At 65.8% G+C, this 17,786-nt stretch carries 16 protein-coding genes and 1 pseudogene; 5 read left to right on the top strand and 12 right to left on the bottom strand.

Annotated features, from left to right (window positions below; genetic code table 11):
• Positions 1 to 11: 11 nt before the first annotated feature.
• A complete protein-coding gene (fabG1, locus tag AC5Y21_RS08655; RefSeq protein ID WP_499911307.1) occupies positions 12 to 761 on the bottom strand; it encodes a 3-oxoacyl-ACP reductase FabG1 in 750 nt (249 codons plus the stop codon).
• 146 nt (positions 762 to 907) lie between these two features.
• Between fabG1 and AC5Y21_RS08650 the strand changes: the two are divergent.
• A pseudogene (locus tag AC5Y21_RS08650) lies at positions 908 to 1,726 on the top strand (type IV toxin-antitoxin system AbiEi family antitoxin).
• Positions 1,727 to 1,835: 109 nt separating this feature from the next.
• Here the strand turns inward: AC5Y21_RS08650 and AC5Y21_RS08645 are convergent.
• The 6 genes from AC5Y21_RS08645 to AC5Y21_RS08620 form a co-directional block, all read right to left on the bottom strand.
• A complete protein-coding gene (locus AC5Y21_RS08645; RefSeq protein ID WP_499911305.1) occupies positions 1,836 to 2,843 on the bottom strand; it encodes a VWA domain-containing protein in 1,008 nt (335 codons plus the stop codon).
• Positions 2,840 to 3,751 (bottom strand): DUF58 domain-containing protein, encoded by a 912-nt coding sequence (locus AC5Y21_RS08640; protein ID WP_499911373.1) that lies wholly within the window; start codon positions 3,749 to 3,751, stop codon positions 2,840 to 2,842. Before AC5Y21_RS08640 ends, AC5Y21_RS08645 begins: the two co-directional genes overlap by 4 nt.
• 50 nt (positions 3,752 to 3,801) lie before the next feature.
• On the bottom strand, positions 3,802 to 4,923 hold the full coding sequence (gene moxR1 / locus AC5Y21_RS08635) for a chaperone MoxR1 (protein WP_499911303.1): 1,122 nt from the start codon (positions 4,921 to 4,923) through the stop codon (positions 3,802 to 3,804).
• Between the two features lie 140 nt (positions 4,924 to 5,063).
• Positions 5,064 to 5,777: an NlpC/P60 family peptidoglycan endopeptidase RipB gene (ripB, locus tag AC5Y21_RS08630; protein ID WP_499911302.1), complete on the bottom strand. Its 714-nt coding sequence runs from the start codon at positions 5,775 to 5,777 to the stop codon at positions 5,064 to 5,066.
• Between the two features lie 9 nt (positions 5,778 to 5,786).
• The gene (ripA, locus tag AC5Y21_RS08625; protein WP_499911300.1) at positions 5,787 to 7,211 is read right to left on the bottom strand and encodes an NlpC/P60 family peptidoglycan endopeptidase RipA; all 1,425 of its coding nucleotides are present in this window, start codon (positions 7,209 to 7,211) and stop codon (positions 5,787 to 5,789) included.
• 247 nt (positions 7,212 to 7,458) lie between these two features.
• Positions 7,459 to 7,998 carry an Rv1476 family membrane protein gene (locus AC5Y21_RS08620; protein WP_499911299.1) on the bottom strand — a complete coding sequence of 180 codons (540 nt, stop codon included), beginning with the start codon at positions 7,996 to 7,998 and terminating at the stop codon, positions 7,459 to 7,461.
• A 219-nt stretch (positions 7,999 to 8,217) separates the two neighbouring features.
• On the opposite strand from AC5Y21_RS08620, the gene AC5Y21_RS08615 reads away from it, so the two are divergent.
• Positions 8,218 to 11,049: an aconitate hydratase gene (locus AC5Y21_RS08615; RefSeq protein WP_499911297.1), complete on the top strand. Its 2,832-nt coding sequence runs from the start codon at positions 8,218 to 8,220 to the stop codon at positions 11,047 to 11,049.
• A gap of 32 nt (positions 11,050 to 11,081) precedes the next feature.
• The gene (locus AC5Y21_RS08610) at positions 11,082 to 11,645 is read left to right on the top strand and encodes a TetR/AcrR family transcriptional regulator (protein ID WP_499911295.1); all 564 of its coding nucleotides are present in this window, start codon (positions 11,082 to 11,084) and stop codon (positions 11,643 to 11,645) included.
• Between the two features lie 93 nt (positions 11,646 to 11,738).
• On the opposite strand, the gene AC5Y21_RS08605 is transcribed toward AC5Y21_RS08610, so the two are convergent.
• From AC5Y21_RS08605 to trxA, 4 genes are all read right to left on the bottom strand, one after another.
• Positions 11,739 to 11,933: a helix-turn-helix domain-containing protein gene (locus AC5Y21_RS08605; RefSeq protein WP_499911371.1), complete on the bottom strand. Its 195-nt coding sequence runs from the start codon at positions 11,931 to 11,933 to the stop codon at positions 11,739 to 11,741.
• Positions 11,934 to 12,045: 112 nt separating this feature from the next.
• Positions 12,046 to 13,683 (bottom strand): ABC-F family ATP-binding cassette domain-containing protein, encoded by a 1,638-nt coding sequence (locus AC5Y21_RS08600; protein WP_499911293.1) that lies wholly within the window; start codon positions 13,681 to 13,683, stop codon positions 12,046 to 12,048.
• Positions 13,684 to 13,700: 17 nt separating this feature from the next.
• The gene (locus AC5Y21_RS08595; protein WP_499911291.1) at positions 13,701 to 14,510 is read right to left on the bottom strand and encodes an enoyl-CoA hydratase; all 810 of its coding nucleotides are present in this window, start codon (positions 14,508 to 14,510) and stop codon (positions 13,701 to 13,703) included.
• 40 nt (positions 14,511 to 14,550) lie between these two features.
• Positions 14,551 to 14,901 carry a thioredoxin gene (gene trxA / locus AC5Y21_RS08590; protein ID WP_499911290.1) on the bottom strand — a complete coding sequence of 117 codons (351 nt, stop codon included), beginning with the start codon at positions 14,899 to 14,901 and terminating at the stop codon, positions 14,551 to 14,553.
• Between the two features lie 161 nt (positions 14,902 to 15,062).
• Between trxA and AC5Y21_RS08585 the strand changes: the two genes are divergently transcribed.
• Positions 15,063 to 16,892: an acyl-CoA dehydrogenase gene (locus AC5Y21_RS08585; RefSeq protein ID WP_499911370.1), complete on the top strand. Its 1,830-nt coding sequence runs from the start codon at positions 15,063 to 15,065 to the stop codon at positions 16,890 to 16,892.
• On the opposite strand, the gene AC5Y21_RS08580 is transcribed toward AC5Y21_RS08585, so the two are convergent.
• Entirely contained in the window at positions 16,864 to 17,532 is a 669-nt protein-coding gene (locus tag AC5Y21_RS08580) for a hypothetical protein (protein ID WP_499911287.1), read from the bottom strand. The two genes, AC5Y21_RS08585 and AC5Y21_RS08580, sit on opposite strands and share 29 nt — an antisense overlap.
• A 4-nt stretch (positions 17,533 to 17,536) precedes the next feature.
• Here AC5Y21_RS08580 and AC5Y21_RS08575 point away from each other — a divergent pair, with 4 nt between their 5' ends.
• The gene (locus tag AC5Y21_RS08575; protein ID WP_499911286.1) at positions 17,537 to 17,758 is read left to right on the top strand and encodes a hypothetical protein; all 222 of its coding nucleotides are present in this window, start codon (positions 17,537 to 17,539) and stop codon (positions 17,756 to 17,758) included.
• The last annotated feature ends 28 nt before the right edge of the window (positions 17,759 to 17,786 follow it).

Below are 17,786 nucleotides of genomic sequence, written 5' to 3'. Positions count from 1 at the left end.
TTGTGGTTCCGTCAGTGCCCCATGCCCATGCCGCCATCGACGGGGATGACCGCGCCGGCGATGTAGCTCGCATCCTCGGACGCCAGGAAGCTGACCACCCCGGCGACCTCCTCGGCAGTGCCGACCCGCTTGGCCGGGATGAATTCCAGCGCACCCGCCTGAATCCGCTCGTCCAGCGCGCGGGTCATCTCGGTGTCGATGTAGCCGGGGGCCACCACGTTCGCGGTGACCCCGGCCTTGGACAGCTCCCTGGAGATCGAGCGGGCCATGCCGATCAGGCCGGCCTTGGATGCCGCGTAGTTGGACTGGTTGCCGATGCCCCAGCTACCGGAGACCGAACCCACGTAGATGATCCGGCCGAAGCGCTTATTCTGCATGCTTCGCGATGCCCGCTGGGTCACCCGGAACGCCCCGGTGAGATTGGCGTTGATGACCTTCTCGAACCTCTCCTCGGTCATCCGGATGAGAAAGGCGTCCGCGGAGATGCCGGCGTTGGACACCAGCACCTCGACCGCGCCCTGGTGCTCCTCGACCTCTTTGAAGGCGCGGTCGACGGCGTCGTTGTCGGTGACGTCGCACTCGACGGCGAACAGCCCCTCGGGCGCACCGGATCCGCGATGCGTCACGGCCACCTTGTGGCCGTCACCGGCGAGCCGCTGTGCGATCGCCAGACCGATGCCGCGGTTTCCGCCCGTCACCAGGACTGAGCGGGATACGAAGGGCGGCTTGCCCCCGGCGGGAGCGCTCTCGGTGGCAGTCACCCCGACAACCTATCCTCTCGGCGCGGCAGCACCGCAATGTCCCCCTCTGGCTCGCGAGCGTAACGCCACGGCGAATTTCGGCCGGCGGATTCGCCGCAGGGTTACGCTCGCGAGCGTTGTCGGCCTCTATCGGCACACTTCGGTCCATGAACGACCCATTCTTGGGCAGCGAAGCCCTGGCCGCGGGCATCTTTACCCGCTATGAGTTGCGCAGTCGGTATGTCGTGCTGCACAAAGACGTGTACGTGCCGCGGAACACCGAGTTGACGGCGGCGCTGCGCCAAGGCGTGCTGGCTGCGGTCTCGTCGTCGCGGCGGCCTCGCCGGTTTCTCGGCGTCTGCTCTGCACGGCGCGCGATGGATTGACTCGGATGAGCCGGCGGCGATCATTGACACCAACCGCCGCCATGCTGCTGGCGTGGTGGTCTGGGAGGAGCGGATCGAGCCCGACGAGATCGCGGTCGTTGATGGTGTCCGTTTGACTACGCCGGCTCGGACAGCGCTTGACCTGGCCCGACGATGCCCGCTGGACGCCGCCGTCGCTGCGGTCGACGCCCTCGCGCAGGCGACTGAGTTGAAAATGGCCGACGTGGAGCTGTTGGTCGACCGCTATCGGGGGCGCCGGGGTATGAAGGCCGCGCGAGCCGCCCTCGAGCTGGTAGACGGCGCGCTCAGTCACCCAAAGAGACTTGGCTGCGCCTGCTGTTGATCCGGGCAGGCTTCCCGCGACCCCAGACGCAAATCGTGATTCGCAACGAATGGGATTGGACCGATGCGGTTTTGGATATGGGCTGGGAGGACATCAAGGTCGCAGTGGAGTACGAAGGCGACCAGCATCAAACCAGTCGCTACCACTACGTGAAGGACATTCGACGGCTGGAGAAAGTGGAGCGGCGCTACGGCTGGATCGTGGTTCGGGTGGTCGCCGAAGATCACCCCCTGGACATCATTCGCAGAGTGCGGTAGGCACGGGATTCGCGAGCGTAACCCCACTGCGAAATCTCGAGGCAAAAATCGCCGCCCGGTTACGCTCGCGGGCAGGAGGGTCCGCCGGAACGCCGAACGCGGAACTGGCTCAGTTGGGCAGGCGCCGGTTGATCAACAGCGCCGCCACCGCGGCCAGCGCCAGCACCAGCGAACCCAGCCGCAGCCAGCCGACACTGGCGTCGCCCTTGATCGTCTCGTGGCCGATCTGCTCCTGCAGCGTCGCGTACACCTGCTTCAACTCCTGCAGAGTCGCGGCGCTGTACGCATTACCGCCGGAGAGCGAGGCCACCTTCTTCATCGTCTCGTCGTCGACGGGCACCGGCTGGCGCTGGTCGTTGATTTCGACGAACCCGTACGGGGTGCCGAACGAGATCGTCGAGATCGGCACGCCCTGGTCCTTGGCGGTACGCGCAGCGGTGTAGGCCCCCTTGGGGTTATCCGGGTTGGTCGGCATCGTTTCCTTGCCATCGGAGAACAACACGATGCGCGCCGGGGGTGGCGTGTCACCGCCGCCGATTACCGCACCGACCGTGGCGATGGCCTGCAGGGCGGTGAAGATGGCCTCCCCGGTGGCGGTGCGGTCGGCGAACTGCAACTTGTCGAGGCCGACCTTGGTCGCCGTCCGGTTGGTCGTCGGCTGCACCAGCACGGTGGCGGTGCCCGCGTACGCGATCAGCCCGAGGTTGATGCCCGGGGTCAGCTCGTCGGCGAATTGCTTGGCGGCCTCCTGCGCGGCGACCATCCGGTTTGGTGCGACGTCGTTGGCGCGCATCGACTGCGACACGTCGATCACCAGCATCACCACTGCACGGTTGCGCGGAATCTGGACATCGGTCGTCGGCCCCGCCATCGCGATGGTGAGCAGCAGCAACGACAACACCAGCAAAATCGCCGACAGGTGCCGCCACTGACTGGGCCGCTTGGGAGCGACGCTGTCCAGCAGCTCGGTGTTGGCGAACCGCAGCATCCGCCGCTGGCGGGCCAGCTGCATCACGACATACAGCACGGCGATGCCCACGACCACGAACAGGAAGAGGAAATACCACGAGTGTGCGAAGCCGGACAGCGTCATCGGTCCGAGCAGCGGCAGCGTCACTGGCGCCCCGCCAACGACCCACGCCTGCGGGACTCAACGAAACGGACGATGTCGGCGATCCAGTCCCGGTCGGTGCGCAGCGACAGCAGCGGCGCACCGCAGCTGCGCAGCGTGCGCGCGACCTCGGCGCGGTGGGCCGCCGCGGCCCGGGCGAAGTCGTCACGCAATTGCGCATCGATGGTGTACTCGCGGGTGACTCCGCTTTCGGCGTCCTGCAGGACGACCTCACCGACATCGGGAAGCTCGACGTCGCGAGGATCGAGCACCTCGATGCCGAGCACCTCGTGCCGTCCGGCTATCCCGCGCAGCGGACGGGTCCAGTTGATCGGGCCCAGGAAATCGCTGATGATGACGGCCATTCCGCGGCGGCGCTGGGGCCGTCGCAACGCGTCGATGGACCTGCCCAGATCACCGCGCACCCCCGGCGGCGCCTTGGGCATGGTCGCGATGGTGCGCAGCAGTGTGTGCTGATGCTGACGCCCGCTGCGGGCCGGCACTCGCGTCATGGTCGCGCCGTTGTCGATCAGGGCGCCGAACCGGTTGCCGCCACCGCTGTTGAGGAAGTTGATGGCGGCCGCCGCCGCCACGGCGAGATCGCGCTTCTCGCAGAAGGCGGTGCCGAAGTCCAGGCTGGCCGACAGGTCGACGACCAGCCACGTCTCCAGTTCGCGGTCGGCGATCATTTGCCGAACATGCGGGTGAGTGGTGCGCGCGGTCACCGACCAGTCCATCCGGCGCACGTCGTCGCCGGGTTGGTAGAGCCGTGACTCCCCCGGCTCGGAGCCCGGGCCCGGGATCAGCCCCAGGTGATCGCCGTGCAGAACACCGTCGAGCTTGCGGGTCACCGTCAGTTCAAGAGTGCGCAGCGCCGCCGCGAGCTTCGGGTCATCGAGGTCGCCACGCTGCATCGACGGCGGGTGCACGGGAGCCCCGGCTTTTGCGGCGGGGTGCGTGTCGGTCACCGACCGGCAACGGTAGCGGCGGTCGCGGTCTGCATCACCGGACTCACCGAATGTCCTTGTTGCGGAACGGCGTTGATCTGCGGCATGGCAACCGTCTGCATGACACGGCTGATAACGATCTCCGGCGAGATTTCGTCGGCGAGCGCGTCATAGGTGAGCACCAACCGGTGGCGCAGCACGTCGGGAATGACGTCGACGACGTCCTGCGGGATGACGTAGTCGCGGCCTCGCACCAGCGCCAGCGACCGCGCGGCCGCAATGATGCCCAGCGACGCACGCGGCGACGCACCGAAGGCGATCCAGCTCTTCACGTCGTTCAGGCCCAGCTGCTCGGGGGTGCGGGTGGCGAAGACGACCCGCACCACATAGTCGACCAGCGCGTGGTGGACGAAGTTGTTGGCCGCGATGTCCTGCAGCCGCACCAGATCACCCGTGCTCAGGATCTGCTTGGGCTCCGGCGGCCGCACACCCATCCGGTAGATGATCTCCCGCTCTTCTTCGGGCGACGGGTAGCCGACGTTGATCTTGAACAGGAAGCGGTCGCGCTGCGCCTCCGGCAGCGCGTACACGCCCTCGTGCTCGATCGGGTTCTGCGTCGCCATCACCAGAAACGGGTTCGGCAACGGGAAGGTCTTACCGCCGATGGACACCTTGCGTTCCTGCATGACCTCCAGCAACGCCGACTGCACCTTGGCCGGGGCCCGGTTGATCTCGTCGGCGAGCAGGAAGTTGGCCACCACCGGCCCGAGCTCGGTGTCGAACTCTTCCTTGCCCTGCCGGTAGATGCGGGTACCGATGATGTCGGTCGGCACCAGGTCGGGCGTGAACTGGATGCGCGAGAACGTCCCACCGACCACGCGGGCGAAGGTCTCCACCGCCAGCGTCTTGGCCACACCGGGAACACCCTCGAGCAACACGTGGCCTTTGGACAGCAGCCCGACCAGCATCCGCTCCACGAGCTGGTCCTGGCCGACGATGATTCGCTTGACCTCGAAGATTGCCCGCTCCAGCGTGTGTACCTCGGCGGCCAAGGCGTCACCGCTGCCGGACGGCGCCTCATGGGCGCCCGCGCCCGGGTAACCGCCGGCGCCCGGGGGCAACCCACCTGCTGATGTCATCAACACCCTCCACAGCTCATTCAGACACGACTGCTGACACGACCGAATGTCGCGGGGCAGCGGCGTGCCCGCGTTCAACTATTCCAGGCCTCTTGGATTCCGTCGACGCCACCGTTCGCTGAGGCGCGATTCGACCCGGGTCAGTACTCGATGATCCGGGTCAGAAACGGCGTCATGCCGGGCTTACGTACCGGGCTGACGGTGACTTTGCCGGCCAGGCTGGATGCCTCCAGCATCTGGCCGTTGCCCAGGTACATGGTGACGTGCTGACTGCCGTTCGGGCCGTAAAAGATCAGGTCACCGCGCCGGGCCTCATTCTGGGGGATGTGACGGCCGGCGTTGTACTGGTCACCGGAGAACCGCGGGATCAGCACGCCGACTCCGGCGAAGGCGTAGCGCATCAGCCCCGAGCAGTCGAAGCCGGTGATGTTGGCGCCGTCGCCGACACCCTTGCTCGGGCCTTCCGGACTGCCGCCGCCCCACGAGTACGGGACGCCCATCTGTGATCCGGCCCGCCGGATCACGTACTCGATGGCCTGCCGGCCGTTGGCCCGGGGGATGCGGCTGGGGCTGGTGTTGTCACCGGCCGGGGTGCCGCCCAGGTTGATGCCGAGCCCGCCGAGGAATTGCTTACCCAAGTCGAGTGTGGTCTGGGTGGCCTGAGCGGTGGCCTGCAGCGAGGCGTTGGCGACGGACAGCGGATCTCCCGGCGCCCCGGCACTGATCGTCGCCGGCAGGGTGGGGTCCCACTGGCCAGGGTCGGCGGTGGCGCCAGGGGCGACAGACAACAGCAGCCCGGTCACCACGGCGGTGATCCAGGCCAGGTTGAAAAGGCGAAAAGGTCTGCGGCGCATGGCTCCTCGTTAGTACTCGATATAGCGGATTACGAACGGCGTCATGCCGCTGGTGCGCACCGGCGCGACGCGCACCTTCAAGCCGATGTCGGGAGCCTCGAGCATCTGGCCCTCGCCGAGGTAGATCGTCACGTGCTGGCTGCCGCCCGGGCCGTAGAAGATGACGTCACCACGGCGCATCTGTGAGGACGGGATCTTGCGGCCCATGTTGTACTGCGAACCCGAGTAATGCGGCAGCCTGATGCCCACCCCGGCAAACGAGTACAGGACCAGCCCCGAGCAGTCGAAGCCGGTGATGCCGGCGCCGGAGTCGATTCCCTTGCTGGGGCCGGCGGCGTTGCCGCCACCCCAGGAATAGGGCACCCCTATCTGCGACATCCCGCGCCGGATCACGTACTCCGAGGCCTGCCGCCCGTAAACCCGCGGAATCCGTCCCTGCGCCGACCCCGTGGGGGCGTTGGTGATGCCGGTGTCGGTGGGTTTGAGGATGCCCAACTGCTGCAGGAAGTTCCGCCCCATCTGCCCGGTGACCTGTGCGGAGGTTGCCGAGTAACCCAACACCTGGTTCACCACCGCGATCGGGTCGCCGGGGATGTTGGCGCTGGGAATCGCCGGCAAGGTGGGGTCCCAGCCGTCCCACTTGCGTCCACCCGGCGGCGGGGGGCCGCCAGGCGCTCCGGGATCCCAGCGGTCGCCCGACACCGGAACGGTGCCCTGCCCGCCTCCGGCGGACCAGCGCGCGGCGTCGAGTTTGGCCTGTGCCGCGTCACGTTCGGCGGCCAGACGAGCGACCTGCTCGCGTTGCTGGTCGAACTTTTGCCGGCTGTCGGTGAGCGCTTTCACCGCGGCGTCCTGGCTGGATTTGGCGTCGGCGGCCGCCTTGTCGGCCTTCTCCTTGGCTTGTCGCGCCGCGGACTCTTTGTTCACCTGTTCTGTCCTCGCACGCAGCAGGTTGGCCATCATCGTCTGGGAGCTGGCCGTCAATGTCTGAGTGGTGGTCGCGGCGGCGATGATGTCTTCGGGACTTCTGGCGGTCAGGTAGCTGCCCGACGGGCCACCCATATAGGTGGCGGCCGCGAAGGTGTTGAACCGGCGTTGGGCAGCCGCGATGGCCGTGTTGGCGTCCTTGACCGATTGCTGGCTGACCTCGAGCTCATGCGTGGCGGCGCCGGCGTTGTCGCGCGCGGTTTCCACGTCGACCAGGGCCTTGTTGACGCTTTGTTGTTCGGTCTGGACTTCGGCGCTCAAATCTTCCAGCCGTTGGTTGGCCTTGGCGACCTCGGCGATCAGCGCGCCCATGGTGTCGGCGCCGGGGTCGGCGGCCGACAGCCCCGGTGTGCAGGCCAGCAGGGCGACACTCAGGAGCGACGGAATGGCCGGCCGCACCAACCTTGCGGCTGGTCGCGAAGCAGCGCCACGACGGGTCCGTCTCATTCGCAGGTCTCCTACGGCTTAACGCACACGGGAGGCGCAGGTCACAATTTTCACACAAAGCGCCAAAGACAACAGGAGCATCATTTGCACCGTACGTCACATCTGATGGCGGGGAAACGTGAGTCACAAACTGCGTTCTGGAAGTGCGTTTAATGTGACCGAATGGTGACCTGCGGGGTTTGCCGCACGAAATTACGGACTCGCAAACCAAGCCTCGTCGTAGCCCGGAAAAGGTGAAAGCGAGTGCTTAGACGCCCTTGGCGGGCACTACCACCTCAGTCTCGGCGACATCTGCCGAAGTTGCTGATCGCCTGCTTCGCAGCTGCATGTACCGGGTGCCGACGGCCGCCGCGAGCACCGCAATCAACAGGAAAATTGTCAACCCGGTCCAGGGAAACTCCGGAGTGCTCAGTTCGTTCAGAAAGTTGTTTGCGGACTGCACCGGGTTGCCGGTTTTGGAGTGGTCTTCGCCTGCCTCGAGCGTGACGCGCGGGTAATGCGTGCTGTAGCTGCCGACGTAGTTCGGGCTGAGTGTCAGGACCGTGGCGTCCGGGTAGTCGGCGCCGACCACCGTGGCGATGTCTCGCAGGGGTGTGTCATTGGGCGGGTTGTGGTCGAGCAGCACGATCTTGAGGTCGATGCCCTCGGCGTGGGCCTTGCCGACCACCTCGAGCAGCCCCGGCACAGCAACCGGGGGCGCGCTGATGCCGTCCGCCTTCACCTGGGCCTTGATGACGGTCATGTCCACGTCCTGCGGGATATAGAGCGGCAGCATGTCCCCGGTCATGACGTCCTTCCTGCCTCACCACCACACGAGTGCTAAGGGCACGTTACGCGACCTCACCCAAGGGGCTTCCAACACGCGCCTCGCCCGACAAGACTGAACTATGAGTGCCGCGTATTGCAGGACAAGCGTACTGTTAAAGTGGCATCGTTTGTTACACGCTGTAAGGAGCACCGCCGACACAGCCCCGTCGGCGGAAGAACTTAATTCTCGGGAGTTGATGTGAGCAGCAAAGATTCGGTGAACTCGTTCGAAGCCCGCGACACCCTGGAGGTCGGCGACAAGAGTTACCAGATCTATCGTCTCGACGCCGTTCCCAATACCAAGAAACTCCCCTACAGCCTCAAGGTCCTGGCCGAGAACCTGCTGCGCAACGAGGACGGCAGCAACATCACCAAAGAGCACATCGAGGCCATCGCGAACTGGGATCCGGACGCCGAGCCCAGCATTGAGATCCAGTACACGCCTGCGCGTGTCGTGATGCAGGACTTCACCGGCGTGCCCTGCATCGTCGACTTGGCGACCATGCGCGAGGCCATCGGCGATCTGGGCGGCAAGGCCGAGAAGGTCAACCCGCTGGCGCCGGCCGATCTGGTGATCGACCACTCGGTGATCGCCGACCTGTTCGGCCGCGAGGACGCCTTCGAGCGCAACGTCGAGATCGAGTACGAGCGCAACGGCGAGCGCTACCAGTTCCTGCGCTGGGGGCAGGGCGCGTTCGACGACTTCAAGGTGGTGCCGCCGGGGACCGGCATCGTGCACCAGGTCAACATCGAATACCTGGCACGAGTGGTGATGTCCCGCGCCGACGGCGAGGGAAAGCTGACTGCCTATCCCGACACCTGCGTCGGCACCGACTCGCACACCACGATGGTCAACGGCCTCGGTGTTCTCGGCTGGGGCGTCGGTGGCATCGAAGCCGAGGCGGCCATGCTCGGCCAGCCGGTGTCGATGCTGATCCCGCGAGTCGTCGGCTTCAAGCTGACCGGCGAGATCCAGCCGGCCGTCACCGCCACCGACGTCGTGCTGACCGTCACCGAGATGTTGCGCAAGCACGGCGTGGTCGGCAAGTTCGTCGAGTTCTACGGCGAAGGTGTGGCCGAGGTGCCGTTGGCCAACCGCGCCACGCTGGGCAACATGAGCCCCGAATTCGGTTCCACCGCAGCCATTTTCCCGATCGACGAAGAGACCATCTCGTATCTGAAGTTCACCGGACGCAACGAGGAGCAGCTGGCACTGGTCGAGACCTATGCCAAAGAACAGAGCATGTGGCACGACCCCAAGCACGAGCCGAAGTTCTCGGAGTACCTCGAGCTCGACCTGTCCACCGTGGTGCCGTCGATCGCCGGACCCAAGCGACCGCAGGACCGCATCGCGTTGTCGGAGGCCAAGTCCACGTTCCGCGAGCAGATCACCAACTACGTCGGCGACGACCCCGACAAGAAGGAGTACTCGAAGCTCGACGAGATGGTCGACGAGACCTTCCCGGCCAGTGACCCGGGCCAGCCCACGAGCTGCGACGACGAAGGCCACGAGGTGTACTCGGCCGCCGCACATGCGAATGGCCGGGTCAGCACCCCGATACCGGTGAAGTCCGAGGAACTGGGCGATTTCGTGCTCGACCACGGCGCGGTGGTGATCGCGGCCGTCACGTCGTGTACCAACACGTCCAACCCCGAGGTGATGCTGGGTGCAGCGTTGCTGGCCCGCAACGCGGTCGAAAAGGGACTGTCCTCCAAGCCGTGGGTGAAGACCACGATGGCGCCCGGATCCCAGGTGGTCAGCGACTATTACGACAAGGCCGGCCTGTGGCCGTATCTGGAGAAGCTCGGCTTCTACCTCGTCGGCTACGGCTGCACCACCTGCATCGGCAACTCCGGGCCGCTGCCCGACGAGATCTCAAAAGCGGTGAACGACAACGACCTTTCCGTCGCGGCCGTACTGTCGGGCAACCGCAACTTCGAAGGCCGCATCAATCCGGACGTGAAGATGAACTACCTCGCGTCGCCGCCGTTGGTGATCGCCTACGCGCTGGCCGGGTCGATGGACTTCGACTTCGAGGAGGAGCCGCTGGGCACAGATAAAGAGGGCAAGGATGTCTATTTGAAGGACATCTGGCCGTCGCAGCAGGATGTCTCCGACACCATCGCCTCGGCGATCAACCAAGAGATGTTCACCAAGAACTACGCCGACGTGTTCAAGGGCGACGAGCGTTGGCGCAACCTGCCGACCCCGAGTGGCAATACCTTTGAGTGGAACCCGGATTCGACGTACGTGCGCAAGCCGCCGTACTTCGAGGGGATGTCCGCCGAGCCGGAACCGGTCAGCGACATCGCCGGCGCCCGGGTGCTGGCGCTGCTGGGTGACTCGGTGACCACCGACCACATCTCCCCCGCGGGCGCCATCAAGCCGGGCACCCCGGCGGCGCAGTACCTCGACGAGCACGGCGTGGAACGCAAGGACTACAACTCCTTCGGCTCGCGGCGCGGCAACCACGAGGTGATGATTCGCGGCACGTTCGCCAACATCCGGCTGCGCAACCTGCTGCTCGACGACGTATCCGGCGGCTACACCCGCGACTTCACCCAGGATGACGCGCCACAGGCCTTTATCTACGACGCCGCGCAAAACTATGCGGAACAAGACATTCCGCTGGTGGTGCTCGGCGGTAAAGAATATGGCTCCGGCTCGTCTCGTGACTGGGCGGCCAAGGGCACGCTGCTGCTGGGCGTGCGGGCGGTGATCGCCGAGTCGTTCGAGCGCATCCACCGCTCCAACCTGATCGGTATGGGCGTCATCCCGCTGCAGTTCCCCGACGGAAAGTCCGCGAAGGATTTGGGACTGGACGGCACCGAGGTCTTCGACATCACCGGTATCGAAGAGCTCAACGACGGCAAGACACCCAAGACGGTGCATGTCAAGGCCAGCAAGGACTCCGGCGATCCGATCGAGTTCGATGCCAAGGTTCGCATCGACACCCCCGGTGAAGCCGACTACTACCGCAACGGCGGCATCCTGCAGTACGTGCTGCGCAACATGCTGAAGTCCGGCTGACACCGGACTCGCCCCAACTACAAAGCCATCCCGTGCCTAAGGTCAGCGAGGACCATCTGGCGGCTCGCCGCCGTCAGATCCTCGACGGCGCCCGCCGTTGCTTCGCCGAATACGGATATGACAAAGCGACGGTTCGGCGTCTCGAGCAGGCCATCGGAATGTCGCGCGGCGCGATCTTCCATCACTTCCGGGACAAGGACGCGCTGTTTTTCGCACTGGCGCACCAGGATGCCGAGCGCATGGCCGACGTCGCGACCCGCGAGGGTCTCATCCAGGTGATGCGCGACATGCTCGCCGCGCCTGACCAGTTCGACTGGCTGGCCACCAGGCTGGAGATCGCCCGCAAGCTGCGCAACGACCCCGAGTTCAGCCGCGGGTGGGCGGAACGCTCCGCAGAGCTGGCGGCGGCGACGACCGATCGGCTGCGTCGGCAAAAGGAAGCTCACCGGGTACGCGACGACGTCCCCGGCGATGTCTTGCAGTGCTATTTGGAACTCGTGCTCGACGGGTTAGTGGCACGGCTGGCGTCGGGCGAAGACCCGCAGCGGCTCGCCGCCGTACTCGACCTGGTGGAAAACTCGGTGCGGCGCCACTGATTTGGTGGCCGAGCGTAACGCCACTGCGAACAAAGGGACAGGATTTCGCAGTGGCGGTACGCTCGCGGCCTATCGGGATGGTGGCGGGAGACGCTACCTCTGGCGGGAGACGTGATTGGGGCCGCCGCGGCTGCGCATCGTGGTCCCCGACTCGAGCAGCATGCTGTGAACGGATCCGTATGATCTGCCGGTGGTAGCCACCAGCTTGCGGATGCTGGCCCCGCCTTCATAGGCGTTGCGCAGCTCGTGCAACAACTGATCGCGTGTCTTCTTCGACTTCCTGGTCAGGTTTTTCACGGGCCCCCTCCACGCTTCAACACCAGCCGAAGCATTTAGCGTAAGAACCCGTCGTCGATGGCGCGGCAGTTTGGCCGAAATCGTTTGCGGCTCCGCGCTTAACTCAGGCCAGCTCGATCAGATCCCGGTACTCGTCGGACCAATAGTCCTCGGTGCCGTCGGGCAACAGCACGACACGCTGGGGGTCCAGCGCCTCGGCGGCGCCCGGGTCGTGCGTCACCAGCACCACCGCGCCCCGGTAGCTGCGCAACGCGTCGAGCACCTGCTCGCGCGATGCGGGATCGAGATTGTTGGTCGGCTCGTCGAGCAGCAACACGTTGGCCGTGGACGCCACCAAGCCGGCCAGCGCCAGCCGGGTTTTCTCTCCGCCGGACAGCGTGCCCGCCGGTTGGTCGAGCTGCGGGCCGCTGAACATGAACGCCCCGAGCAGGCCGCGCAGATCCTGTTCGCCGGATTCGGGTGCGGCGTGCCGGATGTTCTGCCAGACAGTCGCGTCGTTGTCCAGGGTGTCGTGCTCCTGCGCGAAATAGCCGATCCGCAAACCGTGTCCGGGTTCGAACACCCCGGTGTCGGGCTTCTCGACGCCGGCCAGCAGTCGCAGCAGGGTGGTCTTGCCGGCGCCGTTGAGGCCCAGCACGACCACCCGCGAACCGCGATCGATAGCCAGATCGACGCCGGTGAACACTTCGAGCGACCCGTACGTCTTGCTCAGACCCTTGGCCACCAGTGGTGTGCGTCCGCATGCGGCCGGCGTCGGAAACTTGATCCGGGCCACCTTGTCGGCGACCCGCTCCTCGTCGAGTGCGGCCATCATCCGATCGGCGCGGCGCAACATGTTCTGCGCCGCAACAGCTTTGGTGGCCTTGGCGCCCAGCTTGGCGGCCTGGGTGCGCAGTGCGGCCGCTTTGCGTTCGGCGTTGGCGCGTTCCCGGCGGCGACGCTGCTCGTCGGTGGCCCGGGCGTCGAGATACTTCTGCCAGCCCATGTTGTAGACGTCGACCTCGCCGCGCACGGCGTCCAGGTACCACACCCGATTGACGACGTCGGCGATCAAGTCGACGTTGTGGCTGATCACCACCAGCCCGCCGGTGTGGGTCCGCAGGAATTCCCGCAGCCAGCCAAGCGAGTCCGCATCGAGGTGGTTGGTCGGCTCGTCGAGCAACAATGTCGTCAGTGAACCTGTGGCCCCGGCTCCTCCTTCCGATGCGGCGAACAGGATGCGCGCCAGTTCCACCCGTCGACGCTGTCCGCCGGACAGGGTGCGCAGTTGCTGCGTCAGTACCCGTTCGGCCAGGCCCAGGCTGGCGCAGATGCGGCCGGCTTCGCTTTCGGCGCCGTAGCCGCCGAGGGCGACGAAACGTTCCTCCAGCTGGCCATAGCGGCGGATCGCGCGGTCGCGCGCGTCGTCGTCGGCGACCTCGGCCATCAGCGCCCGCTGCTTCTCCAGCTCGGTCAGCAGCACGTCCAGTCCGCGAGCCGACAGCACCCGGTCGCGGGCCAGCACGTCAAGGTCACCCTCTTTTGGATCCTGTGGCAGGTAACCGATTTCGCCGATTCGGGTCACCGACCCGGCATACGGTTCGGTTTCGCCGGACAGGATGCGCAGCGTGGTGGTCTTGCCCGCCCCGTTGCGTCCGACCAACCCGATGCGGTCGCCGGGCTGCACCCGCAGGTCCGGCCCGTCCGGCGAGAGCAGGATGCGCGCACCAGCGCGGACCTCCAGGTCCGTGGCCGTGATCACGATCGAGCTCCTGTGAGTTATTTGTCGTCGGTGAACACCGGTGGCCGCCGCTCGGCGCGCGCGGCAACCGCTTCTTCGAAGTTGGCGGTGAGCAGACGGACGAAAAGCTGTCCCAAGCCTTCGGCTTGCATGTGCCCTTCCAGGCTACCGGCGTCCAGTCCACTCCAGAGTGTGCGTTTGGTCAACTCAATTCCGGGCCGGGAGAACATCGTCATCCGTGCCGCGATCGCATAGCAGGTGTCCAGCAGCTGGCCTTCGGGCACCTGACACGACACCAGCCCGATCCGCTCGGCTTCGTCGGCGCTGACGTCCCGGCCGGTCAGCATGATCTCGAACGCACGCGACGATCCGATGGCCCTGGGCAACAGGTAGCTCAGCCCCAGCTCGCTGGCGGTCAGCCCGTTGTTGATGCCCGCGGCGCGGAAATAGGCGCTGGTCGAGGCCACCCGGATGTCGGCGGCCAGCGCCAGACACAGTCCGCCGCCGATGGCTGGGCCGTTGACCGCGGCGATCACCGGCTGGTGCAGCCGCCGCAGCGCCAGGATGACGTCGTCGAGGAGCTCCATGGACCGCAGCGCATAGGTCGGCCGGGTCAGACCTTCGACGTTGGGCACAGCACCCGCCGACTTGTGATCGGCGCCGGACGAGAACCCCCGGCCCGCACCGGTCAGCACCACCACCCGGACGGAATTGTCGTAGCTGACTTTCTCCAGCGCCTCTTTGAGCGGCACCATGACGTCGAACGCCATCGAGTTCATCCGCTCGGGCCGGTTGAGGGTTATCAGTGCGACCCCGGGACGCGGGTGTTCAACGAGGACCAAATTCACCCTAGAAAGGTAGCGCGTGCGGCCCTCGTACCGCGCTTCGTCAGACTTCTCGAGGCTCCGCCGCGTCCACGTCGAAGGCCTTGACCTGCTGTACCAGGTCCTCCAGGGCCGCCGGTGGCAGCGCCCCGGGCTGGTTGAACAGCAGTTTGCCCTTCTTGAAGGCCATCAGCGTGGGGATGGACCGGATCTGGGCTGCCGCCGCCAGCTGTTGTTCGGCTTCGGTGTCGACTTTGGCGTGCACCACGTCGGGATGCTTTTCCGAGGACGCCTGGAACGTCGGCGCAAACGCCCGACACGGTCCGCACCAGGACGCCCAGAAGTCCACCAGCACGATGTCGTTGCCGTTGATGGTGTCGTTGAACTGCTCAGCAGTGAGGTCTTGGGTAGTCACGTCCGGGTAACGCGGCGAAGCGGCCCGGTGTTCCCGAGCATCAGCGCTTCTGCGCCTGCTCGGCACTCATCTCCGCAGGTTACGGTTGCGTACGTTTTCCCACGTCAGCCAGACTATGCGCGAGATCAGCCACCTTATTGAAGTTCAGTGAGGGGACCGCATTGGGCCACTACATCGCCAATATCCGCGATATTGAGTTCAACTTGTTCGAGGTCCTCGATGTAGGCGCCGTCCTCGGCGCCGGACAGTACAGCGACCTGGACGTCGACACGGTCCGGACGATTGTGGCGGAGGCCGCTCGCCTGGCTGAAGGGCCGATCGCCGAATCGTTCGCCTACGCCGACCGCAACCCACCCGTGTTCAACCCGGCGACCCACACCATCAGCGTGCCGGACGAGCTGGCCAAATCGGTCGAGGCGATCAAAGAAGCCGGGTGGTGGCGGCTGGGTCTGGCCGACGAGATCGGCGGGATCGCCGCGCCGCCGCCGCTGACCTGGGCGGTCAACGAATTGATCTACTGCGCCAATCCCTCCGCCTGCTTCTTCCTGCTGGGGCCGCCGATGGCTCGAGCGCTCTACATCGAAGGCAACGAGGAGCAAAAGCGCTGGGCGGCAGAAGGGCTGGAGCGCGGCTGGCAGGCCACCATGGTGCTTACCGAGCCGGATGCGGGCTCCGACGTGGGTGCCGGCCGTACCAAAGCCATCCAACAGCCCGACGGCACCTGGCACATCGAGGGCGTCAAACGGTTCATCTCCGGCGGAGACGTCGGCGAGACCGCCGAGAACATCTTCCATCTCGTGCTGGCCAGGCCCGAAGGCGCCGGGCCGGGTACCAAAGGGCTGAGTCTGTTCTACGTGCCGAACTACCTGTTCGACCCAGACACCTTCGAACTCGGTTCGCGCAACGGGGTTTTCGTTACCGGGCTGGAACACAAGATGGGGCTGAAGTCCTCGCCGACGTGCGAATTGACGTTCGGCGCAACCGATGTGCCCGCGGTCGGCTATCTGGTGGGCGATGTGCACAACGGAATCGCGCAGATGTTCACCGTGATCGAGAGCGCCCGCATGACGATCGGCGTCAAGGCCGCCGGCACGCTGTCCACGGGCTACCTGAACGCGCTGGCCTACGCCAAAGAGCGGGTCCAGGGTGCGGATCTGACCCAGATGACCGACAAGACCGCGCCGCGGGTCACGATCATGCACCACCCCGATGTGCGCCGCAGCCTGCTGACGCAGAAGGCCTACGCCGAGGGCCTGCGGGCACTGTATATGTATGCCGCGGCACACCAGGATAATGAAGTCGCACAACGTGTTTCGGGTGCGGACCCCGACATGGCACACCGCGTCGACGATCTGCTGTTACCGATCGTCAAGGGCGTGAGTTCGGAACGTGCCTTCGAAATCCTGACCGAGTCGCTGCAGACGCTGGGCGGCTCCGGCTACTTGACCGACTACCCGATCGAGCAATACCTGCGCGATTCGAAGATCGACTCGCTCTATGAAGGCACCACCGCCATCCAGGCATTGGATTTCTTCTTCCGCAAGATCGTGCGCGACCACGGCAGTGCCCTGCAGCATGTGACGGCCCAGATCAATCGCACCATCGAAACGTGTCACGAGTCGCTGAAGCCGGTAGTCGGACACCTGCAGACCGCCCTCGAAGACGTCACCGCGATGACGGGCGCCCTGACCGGGTATCTGATGTCCGCCGCCGAACACCCCACCGAGATCTACAAGGTCGGCCTGGCGTCGGTGCGGTACTTGCTGGCCGTCGGCGACCTGCTCATCGGCTGGCGACTGCTGGTGCAGGCCGACATCGCCCGTGCCGCGCTGGAGCAGGGGCCGTCGGGCAGCGACGAGGCGTTCTATACGGGCAAGATCGCGACCGCCGGTTTCTTCGCCGCGAACATGCTGCCCAGGCTGACGTCGCTGCGCAGCATCGTCGAGTCGCTCGACTGCGACATCATGCGCCTGCCCGAAGAGGCGTTCTAACGCACAGACTGCGCACAGCTCCATCGGGTAAACCCATTCGTCGAGACCCATTCACGATCGGAGAAGCGATGAATGTCCATCGGGCCCCCGGACTCAGCCGAGTCGCGATCCTCGCGGCCACCGGTGCCACCGCACTGACACTCGCGGCGTGCAGCTCGACCAGCAACCCACCGAGCGCGACGACGGCATCAAGCACCGCGGTGACCTCCTCGACGGCCGGCCCGACGAAACCATCGCGAGGACCGTCGCCCACCGGCGAACCGCAAGTCAGCGGACTGATCGCGTCGGTGTCAGGCAACTCCGCCCAGGTCACCCAGAAGGGCGGCGACGCGACGGTCAACTTCACCGACTCGACCAAAATCACCGAGGTCACCGATGCCGCGCTCACCGACGTGACCCAGGGCAGCTGCGTCAGCATACGGTCGGCCCACGGTTCCCGTGGCGGCAAGCCGATCACCGCGAAAAGCGTGCGCGTGAGCCCCGCCGTTGACGGCAAATGCCCGACGGGCAAGGAGTCCGCGCCGGATTCGACTACTACCCCACCGTCCAGCCCCTCGACGCCGACGTCCACTCCCTCGACGGCGCCGGCACGGAAATCCGACGTCGTCGGCACCGTCGCCTCCGTGGCGGATAAAACCATCAACGTGACCACCACCGACGCCAGCGGCAACCCCACGCAAACGGCCGTGACGGTCGACGATAAGACGACGTTTACCAAGCAAGCCCCGGCCAACGCGCAAGCGATCACTCAGGGCAAGTGCATGACGGCCAAGGGAACCAAGGACGGTAACGGCCCACTGCAGGCGACGACGATCAACCTGCGACCGGCTGTTAACGGCAAATGCAAACGCGACCACGACAGCTGACCCGCCGGCGTGGTCTGGCCGACATGCC

The sequence above is a fragment of the Mycobacterium sp. NGS41 genome (assembly GCF_059812725.1).
This window is presented reverse-complemented; position numbering and strand designations above follow the sequence as displayed.

Excerpts from the sequence above, each read along its gene's own strand:
- ripA (WP_499911300.1), bottom strand. The coding sequence starts at position 7,211 with ATGAGACGGACCCGTCGTGGCGCTGCTTCGCGACCAGCCGCAAGGTTG.
- AC5Y21_RS08620 (WP_499911299.1), bottom strand. The coding sequence starts at position 7,998 with ATGACCGGGGACATGCTGCCGCTCTATATCCCGCAGGACGTGGACATG.
- AC5Y21_RS08640 (WP_499911373.1), bottom strand. The coding sequence starts at position 3,751 with ATGCAGCGTGGCGACCTCGATGACCCGAAGCTCGCGGCGGCGCTGCGC.
- moxR1 (WP_499911303.1), bottom strand. The coding sequence starts at position 4,923 with ATGACATCAGCAGGTGGGTTGCCCCCGGGCGCCGGCGGTTACCCGGGC.
- ripB (WP_499911302.1), bottom strand. The coding sequence starts at position 5,777 with ATGCGCCGCAGACCTTTTCGCCTTTTCAACCTGGCCTGGATCACCGCC.
- AC5Y21_RS08580 (WP_499911287.1), bottom strand. The coding sequence starts at position 17,532 with ATGGTTTTATCCGCCACGGAGGCGACGGTGCCGACGACGTCGGATTTC.